This window comes from Haloactinopolyspora alba (assembly GCF_003014555.1).
GTDB classification, from domain to species: Bacteria; Actinomycetota; Actinomycetes; order Jiangellales; family Jiangellaceae; genus Haloactinopolyspora; species Haloactinopolyspora alba.
On record NZ_PYGE01000001.1, the window covers coordinates 179,535 to 197,609 of the forward strand.

Genomic DNA, 18,075 nt, shown 5'->3' on the forward strand with positions numbered 1-18,075 from the left:
AAAACCGGCCAAATCGACACCGCGATCGCGCCGAATCACGGCGAAGGGGTTGCGTAGCTGATTAGGTTAGGCAAACCTGTCTTCTACGTACACCTCTCGTGGAAGGACTCCGCCCGTGGCGTATTCCGAGGGCGTCCGGCTCGCCGAGCCGCCGACCGTCGACCGCATCCACCAGCACCATCCCGCACCAGCCACCGGCACCGCAGACGAGCTCTTCGAGCGGCAGCGCCGCCGCGAGTCCTCGGCCCGTTCGTATCCACGACGGCTGCCGGTCGCGCTGGTCGAAGGGTCCGGATCGACCGTGCGCGACCGGCACGGCACCGCCTACATCGACTGCCTGGCCGGGGCGGGCGCCCTGGCACTGGGTCACCATCACCCGGTCGTCGTCGAGGCCATCCGCAGCGTCCTCGACGACGGCGCGCCGCTGTCGACGCTCGACCTCCCGTCACCCACGCGGGACCGTTTCGTCGAGACGCTGTTCGACGCGCTGCCCGAGCCGATGCGCACCGGCAAACTGCTGATCTGCGGTCCCACCGGCGCGGACGCCGTCGAGGCCGCCGTCAAGCTCGCCCGCACCGCCACGGCGCGCTCCGGCGTGCTCGCCTTCGGCGGCGCCTACCACGGCATGACACAGGGCACGCTGGCGCTGACCGGCCGCCGCTCCGCGAAGGAGGCACTCGGTCCGCTGCTCGGCGAGGTCCACCACCTGCCGTTCCCCACGACGTACCGCTCCCCCTTCGGCGCCGACGACACGGCGGCCGTCGCGGCGCGCCTGGTCGAATGGGCGCTGACCGACGACCACAGCGGCATCGCGGCGCCCGCGGCCGCCGTCGTCGAACCCGTCCAGGGCGAGGGCGGCGTGCACCCGATGCCGCCGGCCTTCGCCTCCGCGCTGCGCCGCAGCACCCGCGCGGCCGGCACCGTCCTCGTCGCCGACGAGGTGCAGACCGGCCTGGGCCGCACCGGCACGTTGTGGGCCGGCGACGCGGTCGGCCTCGACCCGGACGTGCTCGTGCTCTCCAAGGCGATCGGCGGCGGCCTGCCGCTCGCCGTCGTCGTCCACCACGGTGAGCTCGACGGCTGGCCGGCCGGTTCGCACGCCGGGACGTTCCGCGGCAGCACGCCGGCGCTGGCGGCGGGTGCGGCCACCATCCGTGAGGTGCGCCGGGCCGGGCTGGCCGAGCACGCCGCGGATGTCGGGCACCGGCTCACGACCGGGCTGCGGACGGTCTCCGCCGGCGACGCGCGTGTCGGCGACGTCCGCGGCCGCGGGCTGATGCTCGGCGTCGAGATGGTCGACCCGGACACCGCCGACCCCGACGGGGTCCCGCTGCCCGACGGGGCGCTGGCGGCGCGGGTTCAGGCGGAGATGCTGGGCCGTGGGGTGATCGTCGAGGTCGGCGGTGCAGCGGACGCCGTGGTGCGGTTCCTGCCGCCACTCGTGCTCACCGCCGCCGAGGCGGACCAGGTCGTCGACGCGTTCGGGGCGGCGTTGCGTGCCACCCGCGGAGGCCTCGGGTGAGCGTCGGCACGCACCACACCCCCGCACGACCGCCCGGCACCACCGACCACCAGCATCCGCTCTTCCTCGACGGGACCGCCGCCTCGCACGCCGCCCTGTGCCGGGCTGTCGACGCCGTGCTCGACGCGATCACGGCCACCGACTCCCGAGGGCCGTTCCCGGCCGAGTCGCCGGAGATCCTGCACGCGTCGATCGCGGCGACCGACTGGCTGCCGGCCAGTGGGGTGCCTCTCGAGCAGGTGGTCGGCGAGGTGAGCCGCGACGTGCTCGCCCGCGGCGCTCGCGTGGGCGATCCGCGCTGCGCGGCACACCTGCACCCGCCGACGTTGCTCACGGCGTCGGCCGCCGAGCTGGCCATCGCCACCACGAACCAGTCGATGGACTCCTTCGACCAGGCGCCCGCGGCGACCTACGCCGAGGATCACCTGATCACGCGGCTGGCCGGCCTGCTCGGACTGCCGACGGACGCGACCGGGGTGCTCACCTCCGGCGGCACCGCGTCCAACCTGCTGGGCCTGCTGCTGGCCCGGGAACGCGCCGCGGCCGGCCCCGCCGGCAGCGCCCTGCCCGCGACGGCGCGACGGTGGCGCATCCTGGCCTCGTCGGCGGCACACATGAGCATCCGGCAGGCAGCCGCCGTGCTGGGACTCGGCCGCGACGCCGTCGTCGCCGTCGACACCGACCATGCCGGCCGGATGAACCCCATCGCGCTCGACCGCACCATCGAGAAGCTGCACGACGACGGCGCGGTGCCGATCGCCGTCGTCGGCACCGCCGGCACGACGGACACCGGCGCCGTCGACCCGCTGGACGCGCTCGCCGAACGGGCCTGCCGGCATCGGCTGTGGTTCCACGTCGACGCGGCCGTGGGCTCCGCGCTGGCGCTCAGCAACCGGCTGCGTCCGATGCTCGACGGGCTCGGCCGGGCCGACTCGGTCACCGCCGACCTGCACAAGCTGTGGTGGCAGCCGATCGGTGCCAGCGCGCTGCTGGTCCGCGATGCGGCGACGCTGGCCGGTGTCCGCGAGCCGGCCGACTACCTCAACCGTGGCGAGCCGGACGGTGCCCTGGACCTGGCCGACCGGTCACTGGACACGTCGCGGCGCTTCGACGCGCTGAAGATCCTCGTGTCGCTGCGCTCCACCGGACGCGAGCAGCTCGCGGCGATGGTCGAACACGTCGTCGACCTGGCCGGACGTGCCGCCGACTCGGTCCGTGCACATCCCGGCCTCGAGCTGGTGGCTCCCCCGCAGACCGTCACCGTGCTCTTCCGCTGCCGTGCCGACGGCCGGACCGACGACGGCCTCGACCAGCTCAACACCGCCGTTCAGCGGCACCTGCTCGCCACCGGCGAGGCGGTGATCGGCCGGACCCGCCACCGCGGCCGGACCGCGCTGAAGCTGACCCTCACCAACCCGATGACCGGGCACGACGACGTCGCCGCGCTGCTGGACACCATCGCGGCCGCGGGCGCGGGCATCGCCACGCCCACCGGAGGAACCACCACATGACCACCACCGCGGATCCGCCCGCGCCCGCGCAGGCACCGCCCCGCTCGCCCGGGCAAGCCGCCGAGGACGCCGGGACACGCGCCCTGCTCACCTGCTGGCTGCGCGAGACGTCCGGCTGGAGCATCCACCCCGCCGTCCCGGACGGCGCGCCGTCGACGATCACCGTGCCGCTGCCCCGCTGGGACGCCGAGCTGCTGGTGGGTGTGCGACGGCGGTCGGCGACGTTCCGCGACGAGCTGGAGCTGCCGGTCCGTGTCCGGGTGAGCGACGCCGCGCCGCGTCCCGTCGGACTGTCGACGCTGACGGTGCTGCTCACCGACGCACTGGCCGACCACCCGCGGGGCGCCGGGCACACCGACACGCTGCTGCGCCGGGTCCTGGACAGCGCGGACGCCGTCACCGACGACCTCACCACCAGGACCGGCGAGATCGACCGGCTGTGGTCGGCCGCGCCGCTGACGTTCGCCCAGACCGAGCAGGCCCTGCTGCTGGGCCACCTGGCCCACCCCACGCCGAAGAGCCGTGGCGAGATGACCGTGGCGCAGCGGCGCCGGTACGCGCCGGAGTCGGCGGCTTGCTTCCCGCTGCACTGGCTGGCCGTCGACGCCGGGCTCGTCCGTCACGCCAGCGCAACGGGCACGCCCGCGCCGGAACTGGCCGAGCGGCTGCTGCGGGACGACCCCGCCACCGACGACGCCGCGCTCGACGCGACGATCCGCGCGGTCGGCGGCGACCGGGTCCTGATGCCCGCGCATCCGTACGAGGCCGGCCATCTCGCCACCGATCCCGCGACGGCCGGGCTGTTCGACACCGGCGCGGTGGTGGACATCGGCGCCTGGGGTTCGCCGTACGCGGCGACCACCTCGGTGCGTACGGTCCACCGGCCGGACGCGCCGTGGCAGCTGAAGTTCTCGCTGCACGTGCGGGTGACGAACTCGATGCGGGTGACGCTGCCGAAGGAGCTGGACCGCGCCGTCGAGGCGGGCCGGCTCGCGCACAGCGAGATCGGGCGGCGGGCCGCGGCGGCCGCGCCCCGGTTCCGGCTCGTCCAGGACCCCGCCTACCTCACGGTCGCGCCCGACGGCGCCGTCGCCGACGGGTTCTCGGTGCTGCTGCGCGAGAACCGGTGGCCCCCCGACGGCCCGCGCGACGTCAGCGCCGTCACCACGTTGTGCCAGGACCACCCGTACGGCGGCGACAGCCGGCTCGTCGCCCTGGTCCGCGCCGTCGCCGCCAGGGAAGGACGCGGCGAGGCCGACGTCGCCCGCGAGTGGTTCGCGCGCTTCGGCGACGTCGTCGTCCGTTCGCTGCTGCGGCTCTATCTGGACGTCGGGCTCTGCTTCGAGGCACACCAGCAGAACACCCTGGTCGAGCTGGACGGCGGCTGGCCGGTGCGCGGGGTGTACCGGGACAGCCAGGGCTACTTCCACCGTGAGGCCGCGCACGCCGACGTGACGGCGGTGCTGCCGGGCCTGGGCGAGGCGAGCGAGTCGATCTTCGCGGAGTCCCTGGCCGACGAGCGCCTCGTCTACTACCTGTTCGTCAACCTCACCCTCGGGGTCGTCAACGCGCTCGGCGCGTGCATGGACGAGACGGTGCTGCTCGGCGATCTGCGGCGGATGCTGACGCAGGAACGCGCGCAGGGCGGGCGCTACCCGGCCACGCTGCTCGACCGGCTGCTCGACGACGACCACTGGCCCTGCAAGGCGAACCTGCTGACCCGGGTGCACGACATGGACGAGCTGGCCGGCGACATCGCCACCCAGTCGGTCTACGTGCGCCTTCCGAACCCGCTGCGGGGGCTGCCGTGACCCCGCCGCGGACGGTGCCCGCCCCCGCTCCGGAGCTGCCGCGTCGCGGCTGGTCGGTCACGTTGCCCGGCGCGACGACGGCGTTGACGTTCCGCCCGGCGAGGGCGGACGCGGACGCCGAGCTGATCCACGACTGGATGCACCGGCCGCACGTGGTGCCGTGGTGGCAGCTGGACCGGGCGCTGGACGGCATCCGCGCGTACCTGGACGGTCTGGAGCACCTGTGGCCGTGGGTGGTCAGCGCCGGCGACGTCGCCTTCGGCTACGTGGAGACGTACCGGGTCGCCGACGACCCGCTGGCGGCGGCGTACCCGGCCCTGCCCGGTGACGTCGGCTGGCACGTCCTGGTCGGCCCGCAGGAACAGCTGGGCACCGGCACGCCGCAGCTGCTCGCCCGGGTGACGCTCGCCGCGCTGCTCGGGCACGGCGACCGCGCGGTGTGCGAGCCGGACGTCCGCAACGCCCGGATGCTCGCGTTCTGCCGCGGCCTGGGGCTGCGACACGACGGCGAGATCGATCTGCCGGACAAGCGCGCGGCGCTGCTGACGTGCACCCGCGCCGAGTTCGACGCCCGCTGGCCCGGCGACCGTGCCGCCGTCGAAGGAGCGAGCTAGATGGACGACCTCGACGTCGTGGGCGTCGGGCTGGGGCCGTTCAACCTCGGCCTGGCCGCCCTGCTCGAACCGGTCACCGACGTCCGCGCGGCGTTCTTCGAGGCCGCGCCGGAGTTCGCCTGGCACCCGGGGCTGATGCTGCCGGGAGCGACGCTGCAGGTGCCGTTCCTGGCCGACCTGGTGACGATGGCCGACCCGACCAGCAGGCACTCGTTCCTCAACTACCTGCACGAACGCGGACGGCTGTACCGCTTCTACTTCTACGAGCGCTTCCACGTGCCGCGCCGCGAGTACGACGCGTACGCCCGCCGGGTCGCGGGCTCGCTGCCGGCGTGCCGGTTCGGCAGCCGCGTCGAGTCGGTGACCCCGACGGACGGCGGCTGGACGGTGGCGGTGCGCACGGCCGACGGCTCGGTCGAGCACCACCGCACCCGGCACGTCGTGTTCGGTGTGGGCAGCCGGCCGTGGGTGCCGCGACCCGCGCGGCAGGATCTCGGCGCGGAGATCTTCCACTCGGCCGACTACCTGACGTACCGCGAGAAGGCGGTGACCGCCGACGCCGTCACGGTCGTGGGCTCGGGCCAGAGCGCCGGCGAGATCGTCGCCGACCTGCTGGAGACCGGGCTGCACACCGGCATGAGCCTGGACTGGTTCACCCGGTCGCGCGGGTTCATGCCGATGGAGTACTCCAAGCTCGGCCTGGAGCACTTCACGCCGGAGTACACCGCCCACTTCCACGGACTCGCGCCGCACGTGCGCGACGAGGTCCGCTCCGGACAGGACCTGCTGTACAAGGGGCTGTCGGCCGGCACCGGCGAACGCATCTACGACCTGCTCTACGAAGCCACGATCGACCACGACGATCCGCCCGTCACCTACGCCGGCGGCTGCGAGCTGCGCGCGGTCGAGCCGTCGCCGCAGCCGGGGCGGCGGTGGCGGCTGAGCTGGCACCACCGCGACGAGGGACGCACGTTCAGCCGCGACACCGACGTCGTGGTGCTGGCCACCGGTCACGTTGCCGCCGAACCGCCGATCGACGGCGCGCTGCTCGCCCGGGACCACGCCGGCCGCCCGATCATCGACGCCGGCTACCGGCTGGCGCTGGCCGACGGCGCGCCGTCGACGCTGTTCGTCCAGAACGCCGAACTGCACACCCACGGCGTGGGCGCCCCCGACCTCGGCCTGGGCGCCCACCGCAACTCCGTCATCGTCAACGCCCTGGCCGGCCGCTGCGTGTACCCGGAGCCGAGCCGCACCGTGTTCCAGCGCTTCGGCACCGCGGCGCTGGCCGACACCGCCGACGAGCCCGAACCCCTGGAGGACCCGGCATGACATCCGATCGGCACGAGGCCGTCCACGACGCGCTGACGCGCGAGCGCTGGGTCGCGGCCAACCGCGAGCTCGTCGCCAAGATGGTCACCGAGCTCGTGTACGAGGAGGTCGTCTCACCGGAGATCGGCGACGACGGCACGCTGCGGTGGCCGCTGTCCTCCGGTGTGCTGACGGCGCACGCGACCCGCCGCGAACTGGGCTGGTGGCGGGTGGACGCCGGCTCGCTCGAGTGGAGTGAGGGCGAGCTGCCGGACGCGCCGGACCTGATGGCGCTGGTCCTGCGCGAGCACGGGGTCGACCCGTCGGTGACGGCGGGTGTGGTGGCGGAGATGTCCGCGACGGCGATGGCCGACGTGCTCCGGCGCGCCCGCGCACGGCCCGCCCACGAGCTGGTCGGCCTCGAGCCCGTGCAGGTCGAGAGCCAGCTGGGCGGGCACCCGTGGATCGTCGCGAACAAGGGCCGGGTCGGCTTCGACGTCGACGACCTGCTCGCCTACGGCCCGGAGGGCGGCGGTCAGGTGCGGCTGACCTGGCTGGCAGCGGATCCGTCCGTCGCCGACAGCGTGACCGTGCCCGGGCTCGAGCACCGTGACCTGATCCGCGAGCAGGTGGGTGACGACGAGTTCGCGCGGCTGCGCTGCCGTGCCCAGCTCGGCGGGCTCGACCCGGACAGCTGCGTGTACCTGCCGGTGCACCCGTGGCAGTGGACGAACCGGATCATGCCGCTGCACGCGGGCGAACTGGCCCGCGGCGCGATGGTGCCGCTGGGCACCGGCGCCGCACGGTACCGCCCCCAGCTGGCGGTCCGGACGCTGACGGACGCCGACCACCCGGACCGTCGCTACCTCAAGCTGCCGGTGTCGATCCTCAACACGTCGGTGCACCGAGGGCTGCCGCGAGAGCGGACGCTGGCCGCGCCGGCACTGACCCAGTGGCTGGCCGGTGTCGTGGCCGCCGACCCGTTCCTGCGCGAGACCGGCATGATCCTGCTCGGTGAGGTGGCCGGCGTGAGCGTGGCGCACCCGGCCTACGAGCGGATGCCCGGCGTGCCGTACCAGCACACCGAGATGCTGGGCGCCATCTGGCGCGAGCCCGTGCAGCCGTCGCTGCGCCCGGACGAGCGCGCCGTGTCGCTCGCCGCGCTGCTGCACGTCGACCCGGACGGCACGTCGTTCACCGAGGCCCTGGTCGAGCGCAGCGGCCTGGATGCGACCGAATGGGTGCGGCGGCTGCATGAAGCCGTGCTGCCGCCGCTGCTGCACGTGCTGTACCGGTACGGAGCGATGTTCTCGCCGCACGGGCAGAACTGCATGATCGTGCACCGCGACGGCGTTCCGACCCGGCTGGTGGTCAAGGACTTCGTCGACGACCTGGCGATCTGCTCGGAGCTGTTGCCCGAGCACGACGGGTTGACGCCACAGGTGCGGTCGGCCCTCGCCGACGTGACCCTCGACCCGAAGACACTGCCGAAGTACCTGCAGAACGGGCTGCTGGTGTGCGTGTACCGCTACCTCGCCGAGATCACCGCGGAACGGCTGGGTGTGTCGGAGACGGCGTTCTGGGCGTCCGCACGGGCCGCACTGGCCGCGTACCAGGAGCGGTTCGGCACCGAGTTGGCCGACCGGTTCGCGCTGTTCGACCTGGAGACGCCGACGTTTCCGAAGCTGTGCCTGAACCGGCTGCGGCTTTTCGAGCGCGGCTACGCCGACGACGCCGAACGTCCCGTCATCGCTGCCCAGGGCTGCGTCCCCAACCCCCTCGCCGCGCCGTGAACGACGTCAGGACGGCCGCGCGATCGCCCCCCTGGCGATGAGCTCGACGGTCAGGGTGACGGCCACCGCCTCGACCGCCATCAGCCCGATCAGCACGAACACCTGGAACGCGCCGGCCTCCACCGGGTCGGCGCCGCCGACGAGCATCCCCACGAACGCACCGGGCAACGTCACCAGGCCCACCGTCCGCGTCTGGTCGAGCACCGGGATCATCGCGCCGGCCGCCGCGGGCCGGCAGATCTCCAGCGTCGCGTCCCGGGGCAGCAGACCGACCGACAGCGCGGCCTCGACCTCACCGGACCGCGACGCCAGCTCGTCCAGCGCTCGCCGCCCCGCCAGCGCCGTCGCGGTCATCGCACCACCGATCAGGATCCCGCTGACCGGGATCACCGCGAGCGGCCGCGACGGCAGCACACCGCCGACGAGCAACGCGACGACGACCGGCGCCGTCGCGACGACGATCGGCACGCTCGTCCACAGGCCCGACCGGTTCGGCGTCATCCGCCGGCCCGCCGTCACCGTCGCAGTGCCGACCATGACCAGGATGAACGCCAGCGTCAGCGGTTCGATCTCCACGATCGCGGCCAGGACGAACGACACCGCCGCGAGCTGACCCACGGCACGCACCGCCGCGGTCAGCACCGCCCGCGCGTACCCGAGGCTGCCGACGACGCACGCCGCCACCCCCACCAGCACGAGTGCGGCCATGGCGATCCCGAGAGCCGGTTCCACCGGCAGTAACGTCGACGACACCCGAGTGACCATGCCATGGCCGCGCCATGGCCACTGGGAAAGCCCCGGCCATAGGGTGGACGGCGTGGTCAACCTGACGAGGATCTACACCCGCACGGGCGACGACGGCACCACCGCACTGGGCGACTTCACCCGCACCAGCAAGACCGATCCGCGGCTGGTGGCCTACGCCGACGCGAACGAGGCCAACGCCACCATCGGCGTCGTCGTGGCGGCCGAGCGCGCCGGCACCGGCGGCGGCGACCTCGGTGACGACGTCATCGCCACCCTGACCCGGGTGCAGAACGACCTGTTCGACGTCGGCGCCGACCTGTGCGTGCCGCTGCGCGAGCAGTACGAGCACCCGCCGTTGCGGGTCGAGGCCGAGTGGATCACCGAGCTCGAGGCCGACTGTGACCGGTACAACGCCGAACTGCCGAAGCTGCGGTCGTTCATCCTGCCCGGCGGGACCCTCACCGCCGCCCAGCTGCACGTGGCGGCCACGACGGCCCGTCGGGCGGAGCGCTCGGCCTGGCAGGCGCTGGACACGCACGGCGATGGCGACGGCGGTGTGAGCGCGCTGCCGGCCAAGTACCTCAACCGGCTGTCCGACCTGCTGTTCATCCTGGCTCGCTACGCCAACCGGCACGCCGGCGACGTGCTCTGGCAGCCCGGGGGCGGCCGTGCGGAGCCGCCCGGCCCGCAAACGACCCCGTCACCATGAACACAGCGCTAGCCTCGGGAACATGAGGCTGACCAAATACGAGCACTCCTGTGTCCTCGTCGAGGACGGCCCAGCCCGTGTCCTGATCGACCCGGGCTCGTTCTCTCAGGGATTCGACCAGCTCACCGGGCTGACCGCGGTCCTGATCACACACCAGCACCCCGACCATCTCGACGTCGACCGGCTGCGTCCACTCCTCGAACGCAACGACGGCGCCGAACTGTACACCGACGCGGGAACGGCGGCGATCCTCGCGGAGGCGGGCGTGGCCGCCACCGCGGTCCGGCCCGGCGACACGGTCGAGCGCGGTACCCGCATCACGGCGCACGGGGGCCACCACGCCGTGATCCATCCGGACGTTCCGGTCGTGCCGAACGTCGGCTTTCACATCGGCGGCCGGTTCTTCCACCCGGGTGACTCGTTCACCATCCCGGACCTGGACGTCGACGTCCTCGGGTTGCCCACCGGCGCACCCTGGCTGAAGGCCAGCGAGGCGGTGGACTACGTCCGCGCGGTCACCCCGCACGTCGCGGTGCCGATCCACGAGGCGGTGCTCGCGAACCCGACCATGCACTACAACCTCTTCGACCGGCTGGCCCCCGAGGAGACCCGCGTCACGGTGCTCTCCCCGGGCGAGTCGATCGAGCTCTGACGCTGCCGCCGACTCACCACACGAGGGACGAGCTTCACCGTGACCGACGCCAGACCAGACCCACCGCCCCGCCGCCCGCAACTGCGCGGCGAGATGCCCGACGTCGCGGGCGACCCCGACCCCGCCGACCGGACGGCGGTAGCGCACGCGACCGCCGCCGCCGTCCTGCAGGCCGCACGTGACGACGGTTCCACGCCGGACACCACCCAGCGGCTCCTGGACCTGGCCGACCGTGTCGGCCTGGACGAGATCGCCGAGCTCTGGCGCGAGTCCGGATCGGACACGCTGCCCGGAACGCTGTGGTCGCTGTACCTGTTGCGCAGCTGGGTGCACCGCAACGGCGCCGAGGCCGCGCGCGTGTTCGCGGCGGGCGAGCACGCGGCGGAGGTGCTGACCGCGGTCGCCGGCGTCGCTCGGCCGCCCGGTCCCGAAGAGGTCGCCACGCTCGGCGACGCGGTTCTGACCAGTGCGTTCACCGGCGACTTCGCGGTCGCGCTGGAGCGGGCCGGCGCGTTCTGCCGGGTCGTGGCCGCAGGACGCGCGCACGTCGCCGACGACGCGGACGACTCCGAGGCGCAACGGCAGACCCGGCTCGCCCGCGGGAACCTCCGGATGGCCGAGGAGCTCGAGCACGCCGCGGCCATGTGGCGGCGCAACGAGCTGCACTGATGCGCACCCGGACGGTCACGTCGAGGCCGGCTGACGGAACCGCGTGCGCGTCTCTCACACCGGGCGGCACATCTCAACGTGATCATCCCCACGCCGCCGGGCTGGGAACACATCGATTGTTCAGGTAGTTTCGGGTACTGGCGACAGCCCTTCGGGGCCCTCGCTGGGCGTCGGGCCGCGGTAACCCCGGGTCCCACTGATTAGCCGCTACGAGCGGCCGTTGCGCCGAGAGGCGTTCCCGGTCCGGCGTCCTTTTTCCACTCTTCTCCGCTACGGCGGAGCTCTCCGTTGCGGCGGAGCTCTACTCCCAGCCCAGCTCGTGCAGCCGGTCGTCGTCGATGCCGAAGTGGTGCGCCACCTCGTGCACCACCGTGACCAGCACTTCCTCGACCGCGTCCTCCCAGGTCTCGCACAGCCGGAGGATCGGCAGCCGGAACAGCCGGATCGCGTCGGGCAGCACGCCCGTGTACCACTCGCCCCGCTCGGTCAGCGGCGTCCCCTCGTAGATCCCGAGCAGCTCCGGTGTCTCTTCCGGAGCCTCGTCCTCGACCAGCACCACGACGTTCTCCATCATCGCGGCGAGCTCGCCCGGGATCTCGTCGAGAGCCTGGGCGATCAGGTCCTCGAACTCCGCCTCCGTCAGTTCCAGCACGATCACAAGTCTCACCTGCCGACGTCCGTCATCGAGATGCCGGGGGTCGGATGTGCTAACAACGAGGTGTGCAGAACACCAGCACGGCCGGCGAGCCGCCGGAGGCGCCACCGGCGTCGTCGCCTCGGGCCACCTGGCGACCGGAGAACTGGCCGGCATGGCTGCGCCGGTTCGTTTCGATCATCTCGCCGGTGCTCCTCGCCCTCGGCGGCGCGTGGCTCGCCCTGATCGTCGTCGGGACGACGCATGCCTACATCGGGCCGCTCGCCGTCGACGTGTCGTTCGAGCCGACCATCGCCGGCGAGTCCGTCATCCACCTCGACCCGGTGGGCGCGGTCGTGCTCGACACCCATCGCGCGCCGGTGACCATGAACGTCGCGGTCCGTCAGGTCGACATCCAGGGCCTCAACGGCATCGTGTCCGACCCGAACTCGTTGACGGCTCTTGACGAGCAGCTCGTCAGCGGGCTGCAGGACGTGATCGTGGACGCCGCGATCCGTTCCGGTCTCACCGCCGTCATCGGCGGCACGCTGGCCGCGGCGCTGGTTCTGCGCTCCGTCCGGCGCACGCTGCTGGCCGCGGGCGTGGCCACCGGTCTCGTTCTCGGCACCTACGGGCTGGCCGCGGCGACGTACAGCCCGGCGTCGGTCAGCGAGCCCACCTACACCGGCCCGCTCGCGGCGGCGCCGCGGCTGATCGGCAACGCCGAGGACATCGCGACGAACTTCGACGCGTACGCCGAACAGCTCGCCGGCTTCGTCACCAACGTCGCCAGCGTCTACAACACCACGCTCAGCCTGGACACGTTCCAGCCGACCGACGACACCGTGCGGGTGCTGCACGTGTCCGACCTGCATCTCAACCCGGCGGCGTGGAGCGTCATCGACTCGGTGGCCGAGCAGTACGACGTCGACGTCATCGTGGACAGCGGCGACATGGTCGACCAGGGCACGCCGGTCGAGAACGCCTATGTCCGGTCGATCAGCGAGCTGGAACGGCCGTACGTCTTCGTCAAGGGCAACCACGACTCGGCCGCCACCACGTCGGCGGTCGCCGCGGAGCCGAACGCGACGGTCCTCGACGGTGAACCGGTCGAGGTGGCGGGCGTGCGGTTCATCGGCGCGCCGGACCCGCGGTTCACGCCGGACAAGTCGGTGCGCGGGGTCCCGGACGACACTCTGCTCGCGGGGACCGAGGAGTTCGCCGAACAGGCCGCGGAGGTGCAGCCGCCGCCCGACGTCCTCGTCTACCACGACCCCAGCAACGCCGAACTGTTCGACGGCATCGCACCGCTGGTGCTCTCCGGGCACATGCACAGCCGCGAGACCTACGTCCTCGAGGAGGGCACGCGCGTCATGGTGCAGGGCTCCACCGGCGCCGCCGGTCTGCGCGGGCTCCGTAACGAGGAGCCGACCCCCGTCAACCTCTCGGTGCTCTACCTCGACCCGGAATCGCACGAGCTGGTCGCCTGGGACGACCTCACCCTCGGCGGGCTCGGCCGGACGAGCGCGGAGATCGACCGGCACCGCGCCGACGACGAGGACGACGACGCGGCGAAAGCCCCCGCGACAATGTCCCCAGCTCCCGGTTTGGCGAACTGACCCCCTGCCCCCTATGCTTTCAGTGTCCCCGACGGCGGCGAGCCAAGGGCCATGTCGTCCAGCGGTCTGGTCCCCATCGTCTAGCGGCCTAGGACTCCGCCCTTTCAAGGCGGCAACGCGGGTTCGAATCCCGTTGGGGATGCGGTGTTCCTGTCTATGGCAGGATCATCACAGCACCATCACGCAAGGTCCTGTGGAGCAGTTAGGAGTGCTCGCCACCCTGTCAAGGTGGAGGCCGCGGGTTCAAATCCCGTCAGGACCGCCAACCGCTGGATGTTTCCGCCCGGCTTGTCCGGCGTCGGCGACGCGCCACCGATCCTGTGACGATCTCGCGATCGCGCCGGTCCGGTCCGGCCCGTACAGCCTCGTCAGAAGACTGACGTCTTCGGCCCGTACGGGGTGACACAGCGATCAACAGGTGCCTCCCGTGTCACCCTCGAGGGCGCAAGCACCTGACCGCCCGGCCCGTCCGTCACCTGCCGTCGGCCCGGGTGTCGACGGCACGCCACCCGGATGTGCTGTCCTGTCGTCAGGGCCGAGCGCTCACGACGACAGGCGGGCGGGACGTGTGATGGTGGTCATAGCGACGTGGAACCTCGAGAACCTGTTCCTGCCGGGCGAGGGGTCCGGTCACCCGCCCGACCGCGCGACCTACGACGCCAAGCTGGACGCCCTGGCGTCGACGGTCGAGGGGGCGGGAGCCGTCGACGTCCTCGCCGTCCAGGAGGTCGGTGACGCCGAGGCCGCCACGGATCTCGCAGCGAGGCTGGGCGAGAGCTGGACCGTCCACCTGTCACAGCATCCGGATCCGCGCGGCATCCGCGTCGGCGTCCTGTCGACCCGCCCGATCACCGAGACCGAGGACGTCGCCGAGTTCCCGGCCGAGCTCGGCGGCGTCCGCAGCTCCGACGACGGCGAAACCACCACGCGGATGCGCCGCGGCGCGTTCCGGGCACGTTTCGACACCGACGCCGGCCCGGTCGACGTGGTGACCTGTCACCTGAAGTCGAAACTCCTGACCTACCCGGGCGGACGGTTCTGGCCGCGCAGCGAGGGTGAGCGTGCCCGGTACGGCGCGTACGCCCTGTACCAGCGCGCGGCCGAGGCGACGACGGTGCGCAGCTGGGCGAACCGGATCATCGACGGCGAAGGGCAGCAGCGTTCGGTCGTCGTGTGCGGCGACCTCAACGACGAGGTGCGTGCGGCGACCACCCAGATCCTGCTCGGCCCGGGCGGCTCGGAGATCGGCACGCCCGGCGAGGAACGGCCGGATCAGGGTGATGCGTGGCGGCTGTGGAACACCGCACCGCTCATTCCGCAGGAGCGGCGCTACAGCCGCATCTACCGCGGACGGCGCGAACTGATCGACCACGTCCTGGTGTCGCACGAACTGCTGCAGCACGTCGACGAGGTCGACAGCCTCGTCGACCGGGCGCTGCCGTCCGTCGACGACACGCCGACGGCCCGCGCGCAGGCCACGCACTCCGACCACGCGCCGGTCGTCGCCAGGTTCGGCATCGGCTGACGACGAGGGACCGTGTCACTCGGCGGCAGCCGGCTCCGCCTGCCAGCGCATGATCGCGGCCACGCCGTCGTCGGGCAGGGACTTCGGCCCGAGCACGACGACCTCGGCGTCGGTCGCCGCGGCGGCACAGATCGTCACCAGGTCGGCGCGCAGCCGCTGGTGCTCCAGCGCCCCGGACGACAACGGCAGTCCGGGGTACTCCGCCGGCGGCACGCCGTAGCCGGCGGCCGTGCCCGGGGCCAGCAGCAGGGTACGCACCTTCCCCTGGATCAGGCCCTCGATCACGTCCGGGATGCCGTATGCGGACGTGGCGCGCTGGCCGCTGCCCTCCTCCAGCTCACGCACCATCGCGAGGTGCTCGCGCACCACCACGTCACGGACGGCCTGCCCGACAGCGTCGTCGAGGCTCTCGCGCGAACCGTCCTCGGCCCGGCTTCCGACCTCGAGCGTCACCGTTTTCGACGCGGTCGGCTCGGCCAGCTCGCCCCGAATGTTCCCGACAGCGTGTACGTCGCCGGCGAGAACGACCAGCCGGACCCCCTTCCTGGCCAGCTCGTCGACCTCCGCGGCGACCTCCTCCGCGTTGCGCCGCCAGACCTCCTCGGTGTGCCGCTGATACTGCTTGTGCGACCAGCCGCCGCTCGGAACCTTGTTGATGTGCAGTCTCTCGCCGTCGACGCTCTCCTCGTCGACCTCGAACCCGGGCCAGGGGTCGTAGAGCTCGAGGTCGGCTCCCTCCCGATCCGCGAGCACGAGCAACACCGACACCATCGTGTCCCGGTCGACCACCCAACCGGACACGTCCGGCAACGGTCCCCAGGACACGACGGTCGCACCGTTCGGACGGCGGATCTCGTCGTCGACGAGCACGTCCTCGCCGGCCGCGATGACCATCCGGCTCACCGGGCCGGGTGCCGACGTCGGCCGCAGCACCCGCTCCTGCACCTGCTCGACCAGTGACGACGGAGCACCCGCGGCCAGCAGCCGCTCACGCTCCGGCCGCCAGGCCAGGTCGATCCGGTGCGGCGCGTCCGCGGTGTCCCGGGTGACGTCGAAGTATGCGCTGACGAACGGGCCCGGATAGCGCTGCAGCCCGGCGATCGTGTCGACGTTCATCGCCACCCCCTCGTTGGTTTGCTATCCGGCGAGTACCCACGAGGACCGGATGGCACACCACGACGCGGACCGTCAGGCCGGCCCGGAGCCGTCCGCCGGCTCACGGTGCTCGCCCTGCTCCAACGGCCGGAACAGCAGCTGGACACCGTCGTCGGTCGGCACCCGCTGCACGCCGATGCGGTAGACGGGCTCGAGCACCTCCGGCCGCAGGACCTCGTCCGGCGTACCGGCGGCGGCGACGGTGCCGCCGTCCAGCAGCACCAGCTCGTCGCAGTACCGCGCCGCGAGGTTGAGGTCGTGCAGCACGATCACCGTGGCGACATCGAGGGCGCGGACCAGCTGCAGCACCTCGTGCTGGTAGCGGATGTCCAGGTGGTTGGTCGGTTCGTCGAGCAGCAGATGGTCGGCCTGCTGCGCGAGAGCCCGCGCGATCAGCACCCGCTGCTTCTCGCCGCCGGAGAGCCCGGAGAACACCCGCTCGGCCAGATGCCGGGTGCCGACCCTGCTGAGCGCCGCCGCCGCGATCGCGTAGTCCTCGCGCGACTGCCGCTGGAACGTGGACAGGTGTGGCGCACGGCCGAGCAGTACCAACTCTGACACCGTCAACGGCAGCTCGCCGGAGCCCTCCTGGACGACCACCGCCAGCCGCCGCGCGACCTCTCGCGGGGTGTACGACCCGATCGGCGCGTGGTCGAGCGACACCAGTCCCGCCCGCGGCTCCAGCGAGGCGTAGAGCGTGCGCAGCAACGTCGTCTTGCCGCTGCCGTTCGGCCCGATCAGGCCGACCACCCGGCCCGGCGCGGCGGTGACCCGCACGCCGTTCAGGACGACGGCGTCGTCGTAGGCGAAGGAGACGTTCTCGGCGGTGATCATCCGGGACCGAACCGTTCGGTGATGCGCGCGAGACCGTCGACGGACAGCGGTGTGGGCGGCTCGGTGAAGTTGAACAGCTGGACCAGGATGTCGCCGTTGCGCACCGCGGTCATCGCCCCGGCGCCGGGGAGGTTCAGCACCGCCTCCTCGACCGGCCCCGGTTCGCCGTCGACGTGCAGCAGCACCAGGACGTCCGGGTCCTTCTGGATCAGCGTCTCGGTGCTCACCTCGAAGACCCGCTCGTCGGCGTCGGCGAAGACGTTGGCCAGTCCGGCGGCCTCCAGCTGCGGATGGGCCATGCTGTGGTTGCCGTACGCGTAGGTGCTGCCGCCGCCGACGGTGGGGAACAGCACGGCGGCGGTGCGCTGCTGGCCGTCGGCTTCGGCGCGGATCTTCTCCACCCGGTCACGCAGCTCGGCGACGTAGTCCGCGGCCCGAGCCTCCCGGCCGAAGATCCGGCCGTACAGGTCGACCTGCGCGTAGATGTCGTCGAACCTGGTGGCTCCGGCACCCTCGGGACACATCACCGGCTGGACCAGGGACGCGATGCCGACGTCGGCCAGACCTTCCCGGGTGATGCCGTCCGGAAGGCCGAGCACCAGGTCCGGCTGCTCGTTGATGACGACCTCCTCCGAGATCCGCAGGTGCCCGGTCTCGTCGACGTCGTCGCCCAGGGACGGGACGGCCTCGATCGCCGCGTCGGTCTCGTCGTCGTAGTACTCCGGCGGGAACGCGCCGGCACGCAGCACCACCGAGTCCAGTACCCCGAGCCCACGCAGGATCGGCACCGGGGCACTCTTGAGCAGGATCACCCGTTCCGGCGGCGCTTCGAAGGTGACCTCCGCGCCGCAGTTCTCGACGGTGACCGGGTAGTGCCCGCCACCAGCGGTACCGGTGCTCGCCGCGGGACCGTCGCCACCGCAGGCGGCGGCGAGCAGCGCCATCGAGAGGACCGTCGCCACGCGGCCG

General features: G+C 72.6%; 16 protein-coding genes and 2 tRNA genes. 13 read left to right on the plus strand and 5 right to left on the minus strand.

Going from position 1 to position 18,075, the window contains the following annotated elements; genetic code table 11:
* The first annotated feature begins 115 nt into the window (after window positions 1-115).
* Genes CLV30_RS00820 through CLV30_RS00845 form a run of 6 tightly spaced genes read left to right on the plus strand, consistent with a single transcriptional unit; the run spans window position 116 to window position 8,562 of the window.
* On the plus strand, window positions 116-1,522 hold the full coding sequence (locus CLV30_RS00820; protein ID WP_205740348.1) for a diaminobutyrate--2-oxoglutarate transaminase family protein: 1,407 nt from the start codon (window positions 116-118) through the stop codon (window positions 1,520-1,522).
* Window positions 1,519-3,033, plus strand: a complete 1,515-nt coding sequence (locus CLV30_RS00825; protein ID WP_106535287.1) for a pyridoxal phosphate-dependent decarboxylase family protein — start codon at window positions 1,519-1,521, stop codon at window positions 3,031-3,033. The genes CLV30_RS00820 and CLV30_RS00825 overlap by 4 nt, the downstream gene beginning before the upstream one ends.
* Window positions 3,030-4,844, plus strand: coding sequence for an IucA/IucC family protein (locus tag CLV30_RS00830; RefSeq protein WP_106535288.1), 1,815 nt, complete (start codon window positions 3,030-3,032; stop codon window positions 4,842-4,844). Before CLV30_RS00825 ends, CLV30_RS00830 begins: the two co-directional genes overlap by 4 nt.
* The gene (locus CLV30_RS00835; RefSeq protein ID WP_165358393.1) at window positions 4,841-5,458 is read left to right on the plus strand and encodes a GNAT family N-acetyltransferase; all 618 of its coding nucleotides are present in this window, start codon (window positions 4,841-4,843) and stop codon (window positions 5,456-5,458) included. The genes CLV30_RS00830 and CLV30_RS00835 overlap by 4 nt, the downstream gene beginning before the upstream one ends.
* Window positions 5,459-6,790 carry a lysine N(6)-hydroxylase/L-ornithine N(5)-oxygenase family protein gene (locus CLV30_RS00840; RefSeq protein WP_106535290.1) on the plus strand — a complete coding sequence of 444 codons (1,332 nt, stop codon included), beginning with the start codon at window positions 5,459-5,461 and terminating at the stop codon, window positions 6,788-6,790.
* On the plus strand, window positions 6,787-8,562 hold the full coding sequence (locus CLV30_RS00845) for an IucA/IucC family protein (protein WP_106535291.1): 1,776 nt from the start codon (window positions 6,787-6,789) through the stop codon (window positions 8,560-8,562). Before CLV30_RS00840 ends, CLV30_RS00845 begins: the two co-directional genes overlap by 4 nt.
* A gap of 6 nt (window positions 8,563-8,568) precedes the next feature.
* Here CLV30_RS00845 and CLV30_RS00850 read toward each other — a convergent pair whose 3' ends face one another.
* On the minus strand, window positions 8,569-9,270 hold the full coding sequence (locus CLV30_RS00850; protein WP_211299992.1) for an ABC transporter permease: 702 nt from the start codon (window positions 9,268-9,270) through the stop codon (window positions 8,569-8,571).
* Between the two features lie 109 nt (window positions 9,271-9,379).
* On the opposite strand from CLV30_RS00850, the gene CLV30_RS00855 reads away from it, so the two are divergent.
* Genes CLV30_RS00855 through CLV30_RS00865 form a run of 3 tightly spaced genes read left to right on the plus strand, consistent with a single transcriptional unit; the run spans window position 9,380 to window position 11,339 of the window.
* Window positions 9,380-10,018 (plus strand): cob(I)yrinic acid a,c-diamide adenosyltransferase, encoded by a 639-nt coding sequence (locus CLV30_RS00855; RefSeq protein WP_106535293.1) that lies wholly within the window; start codon window positions 9,380-9,382, stop codon window positions 10,016-10,018.
* 22 nt (window positions 10,019-10,040) lie between these two features.
* Window positions 10,041-10,670 carry an MBL fold metallo-hydrolase gene (locus tag CLV30_RS00860; protein ID WP_106535294.1) on the plus strand — a complete coding sequence of 210 codons (630 nt, stop codon included), beginning with the start codon at window positions 10,041-10,043 and terminating at the stop codon, window positions 10,668-10,670.
* Window positions 10,671-10,709: 39 nt separating this feature from the next.
* Window positions 10,710-11,339: a hypothetical protein gene (locus CLV30_RS00865; protein ID WP_205740350.1), complete on the plus strand. Its 630-nt coding sequence runs from the start codon at window positions 10,710-10,712 to the stop codon at window positions 11,337-11,339.
* 301 nt (window positions 11,340-11,640) lie between these two features.
* On the opposite strand, the gene CLV30_RS00870 is transcribed toward CLV30_RS00865, so the two are convergent.
* Window positions 11,641-11,991: a metallopeptidase family protein gene (locus CLV30_RS00870; protein WP_205740351.1), complete on the minus strand. Its 351-nt coding sequence runs from the start codon at window positions 11,989-11,991 to the stop codon at window positions 11,641-11,643.
* Between the two features lie 68 nt (window positions 11,992-12,059).
* Between CLV30_RS00870 and CLV30_RS00875 the strand changes: the two genes are divergently transcribed.
* The 4 genes from CLV30_RS00875 (at window position 12,060) to CLV30_RS00890 (ending at window position 15,117) form a co-directional block, all read left to right on the plus strand.
* The gene (locus CLV30_RS00875; protein ID WP_205740352.1) at window positions 12,060-13,592 is read left to right on the plus strand and encodes a metallophosphoesterase family protein; all 1,533 of its coding nucleotides are present in this window, start codon (window positions 12,060-12,062) and stop codon (window positions 13,590-13,592) included.
* A gap of 69 nt (window positions 13,593-13,661) precedes the next feature.
* Window positions 13,662-13,734 (plus strand) — tRNA-Glu (locus CLV30_RS00880).
* Between the two features lie 45 nt (window positions 13,735-13,779).
* Window positions 13,780-13,857 (plus strand) — tRNA-Asp (locus CLV30_RS00885).
* Between the two features lie 309 nt (window positions 13,858-14,166).
* Window positions 14,167-15,117, plus strand: a complete 951-nt coding sequence (locus CLV30_RS00890; RefSeq protein ID WP_420841945.1) for an endonuclease/exonuclease/phosphatase family protein — start codon at window positions 14,167-14,169, stop codon at window positions 15,115-15,117.
* Window positions 15,118-15,132: 15 nt separating this feature from the next.
* Here the strand turns inward: CLV30_RS00890 and CLV30_RS00895 are convergent, their stop codons facing one another.
* The 3 genes from CLV30_RS00895 to CLV30_RS00905 all read right to left on the minus strand — a co-directional run bounded on the left by CLV30_RS00895 (window position 15,133) and on the right by CLV30_RS00905 (window position 18,050).
* Window positions 15,133-16,233 (minus strand): baeRF2 domain-containing protein, encoded by a 1,101-nt coding sequence (locus CLV30_RS00895; RefSeq protein ID WP_129710807.1) that lies wholly within the window; start codon window positions 16,231-16,233, stop codon window positions 15,133-15,135.
* 72 nt (window positions 16,234-16,305) lie between these two features.
* Entirely contained in the window at window positions 16,306-17,106 is an 801-nt protein-coding gene (locus CLV30_RS00900) for an ABC transporter ATP-binding protein (RefSeq protein ID WP_106535300.1), read from the minus strand.
* Window positions 17,103-18,050: an ABC transporter substrate-binding protein gene (locus CLV30_RS00905; protein WP_420841946.1), complete on the minus strand. Its 948-nt coding sequence runs from the start codon at window positions 18,048-18,050 to the stop codon at window positions 17,103-17,105. The genes CLV30_RS00900 and CLV30_RS00905 overlap by 4 nt, the downstream gene beginning before the upstream one ends.
* Window positions 18,051-18,075: the final 25 nt, after the last annotated feature.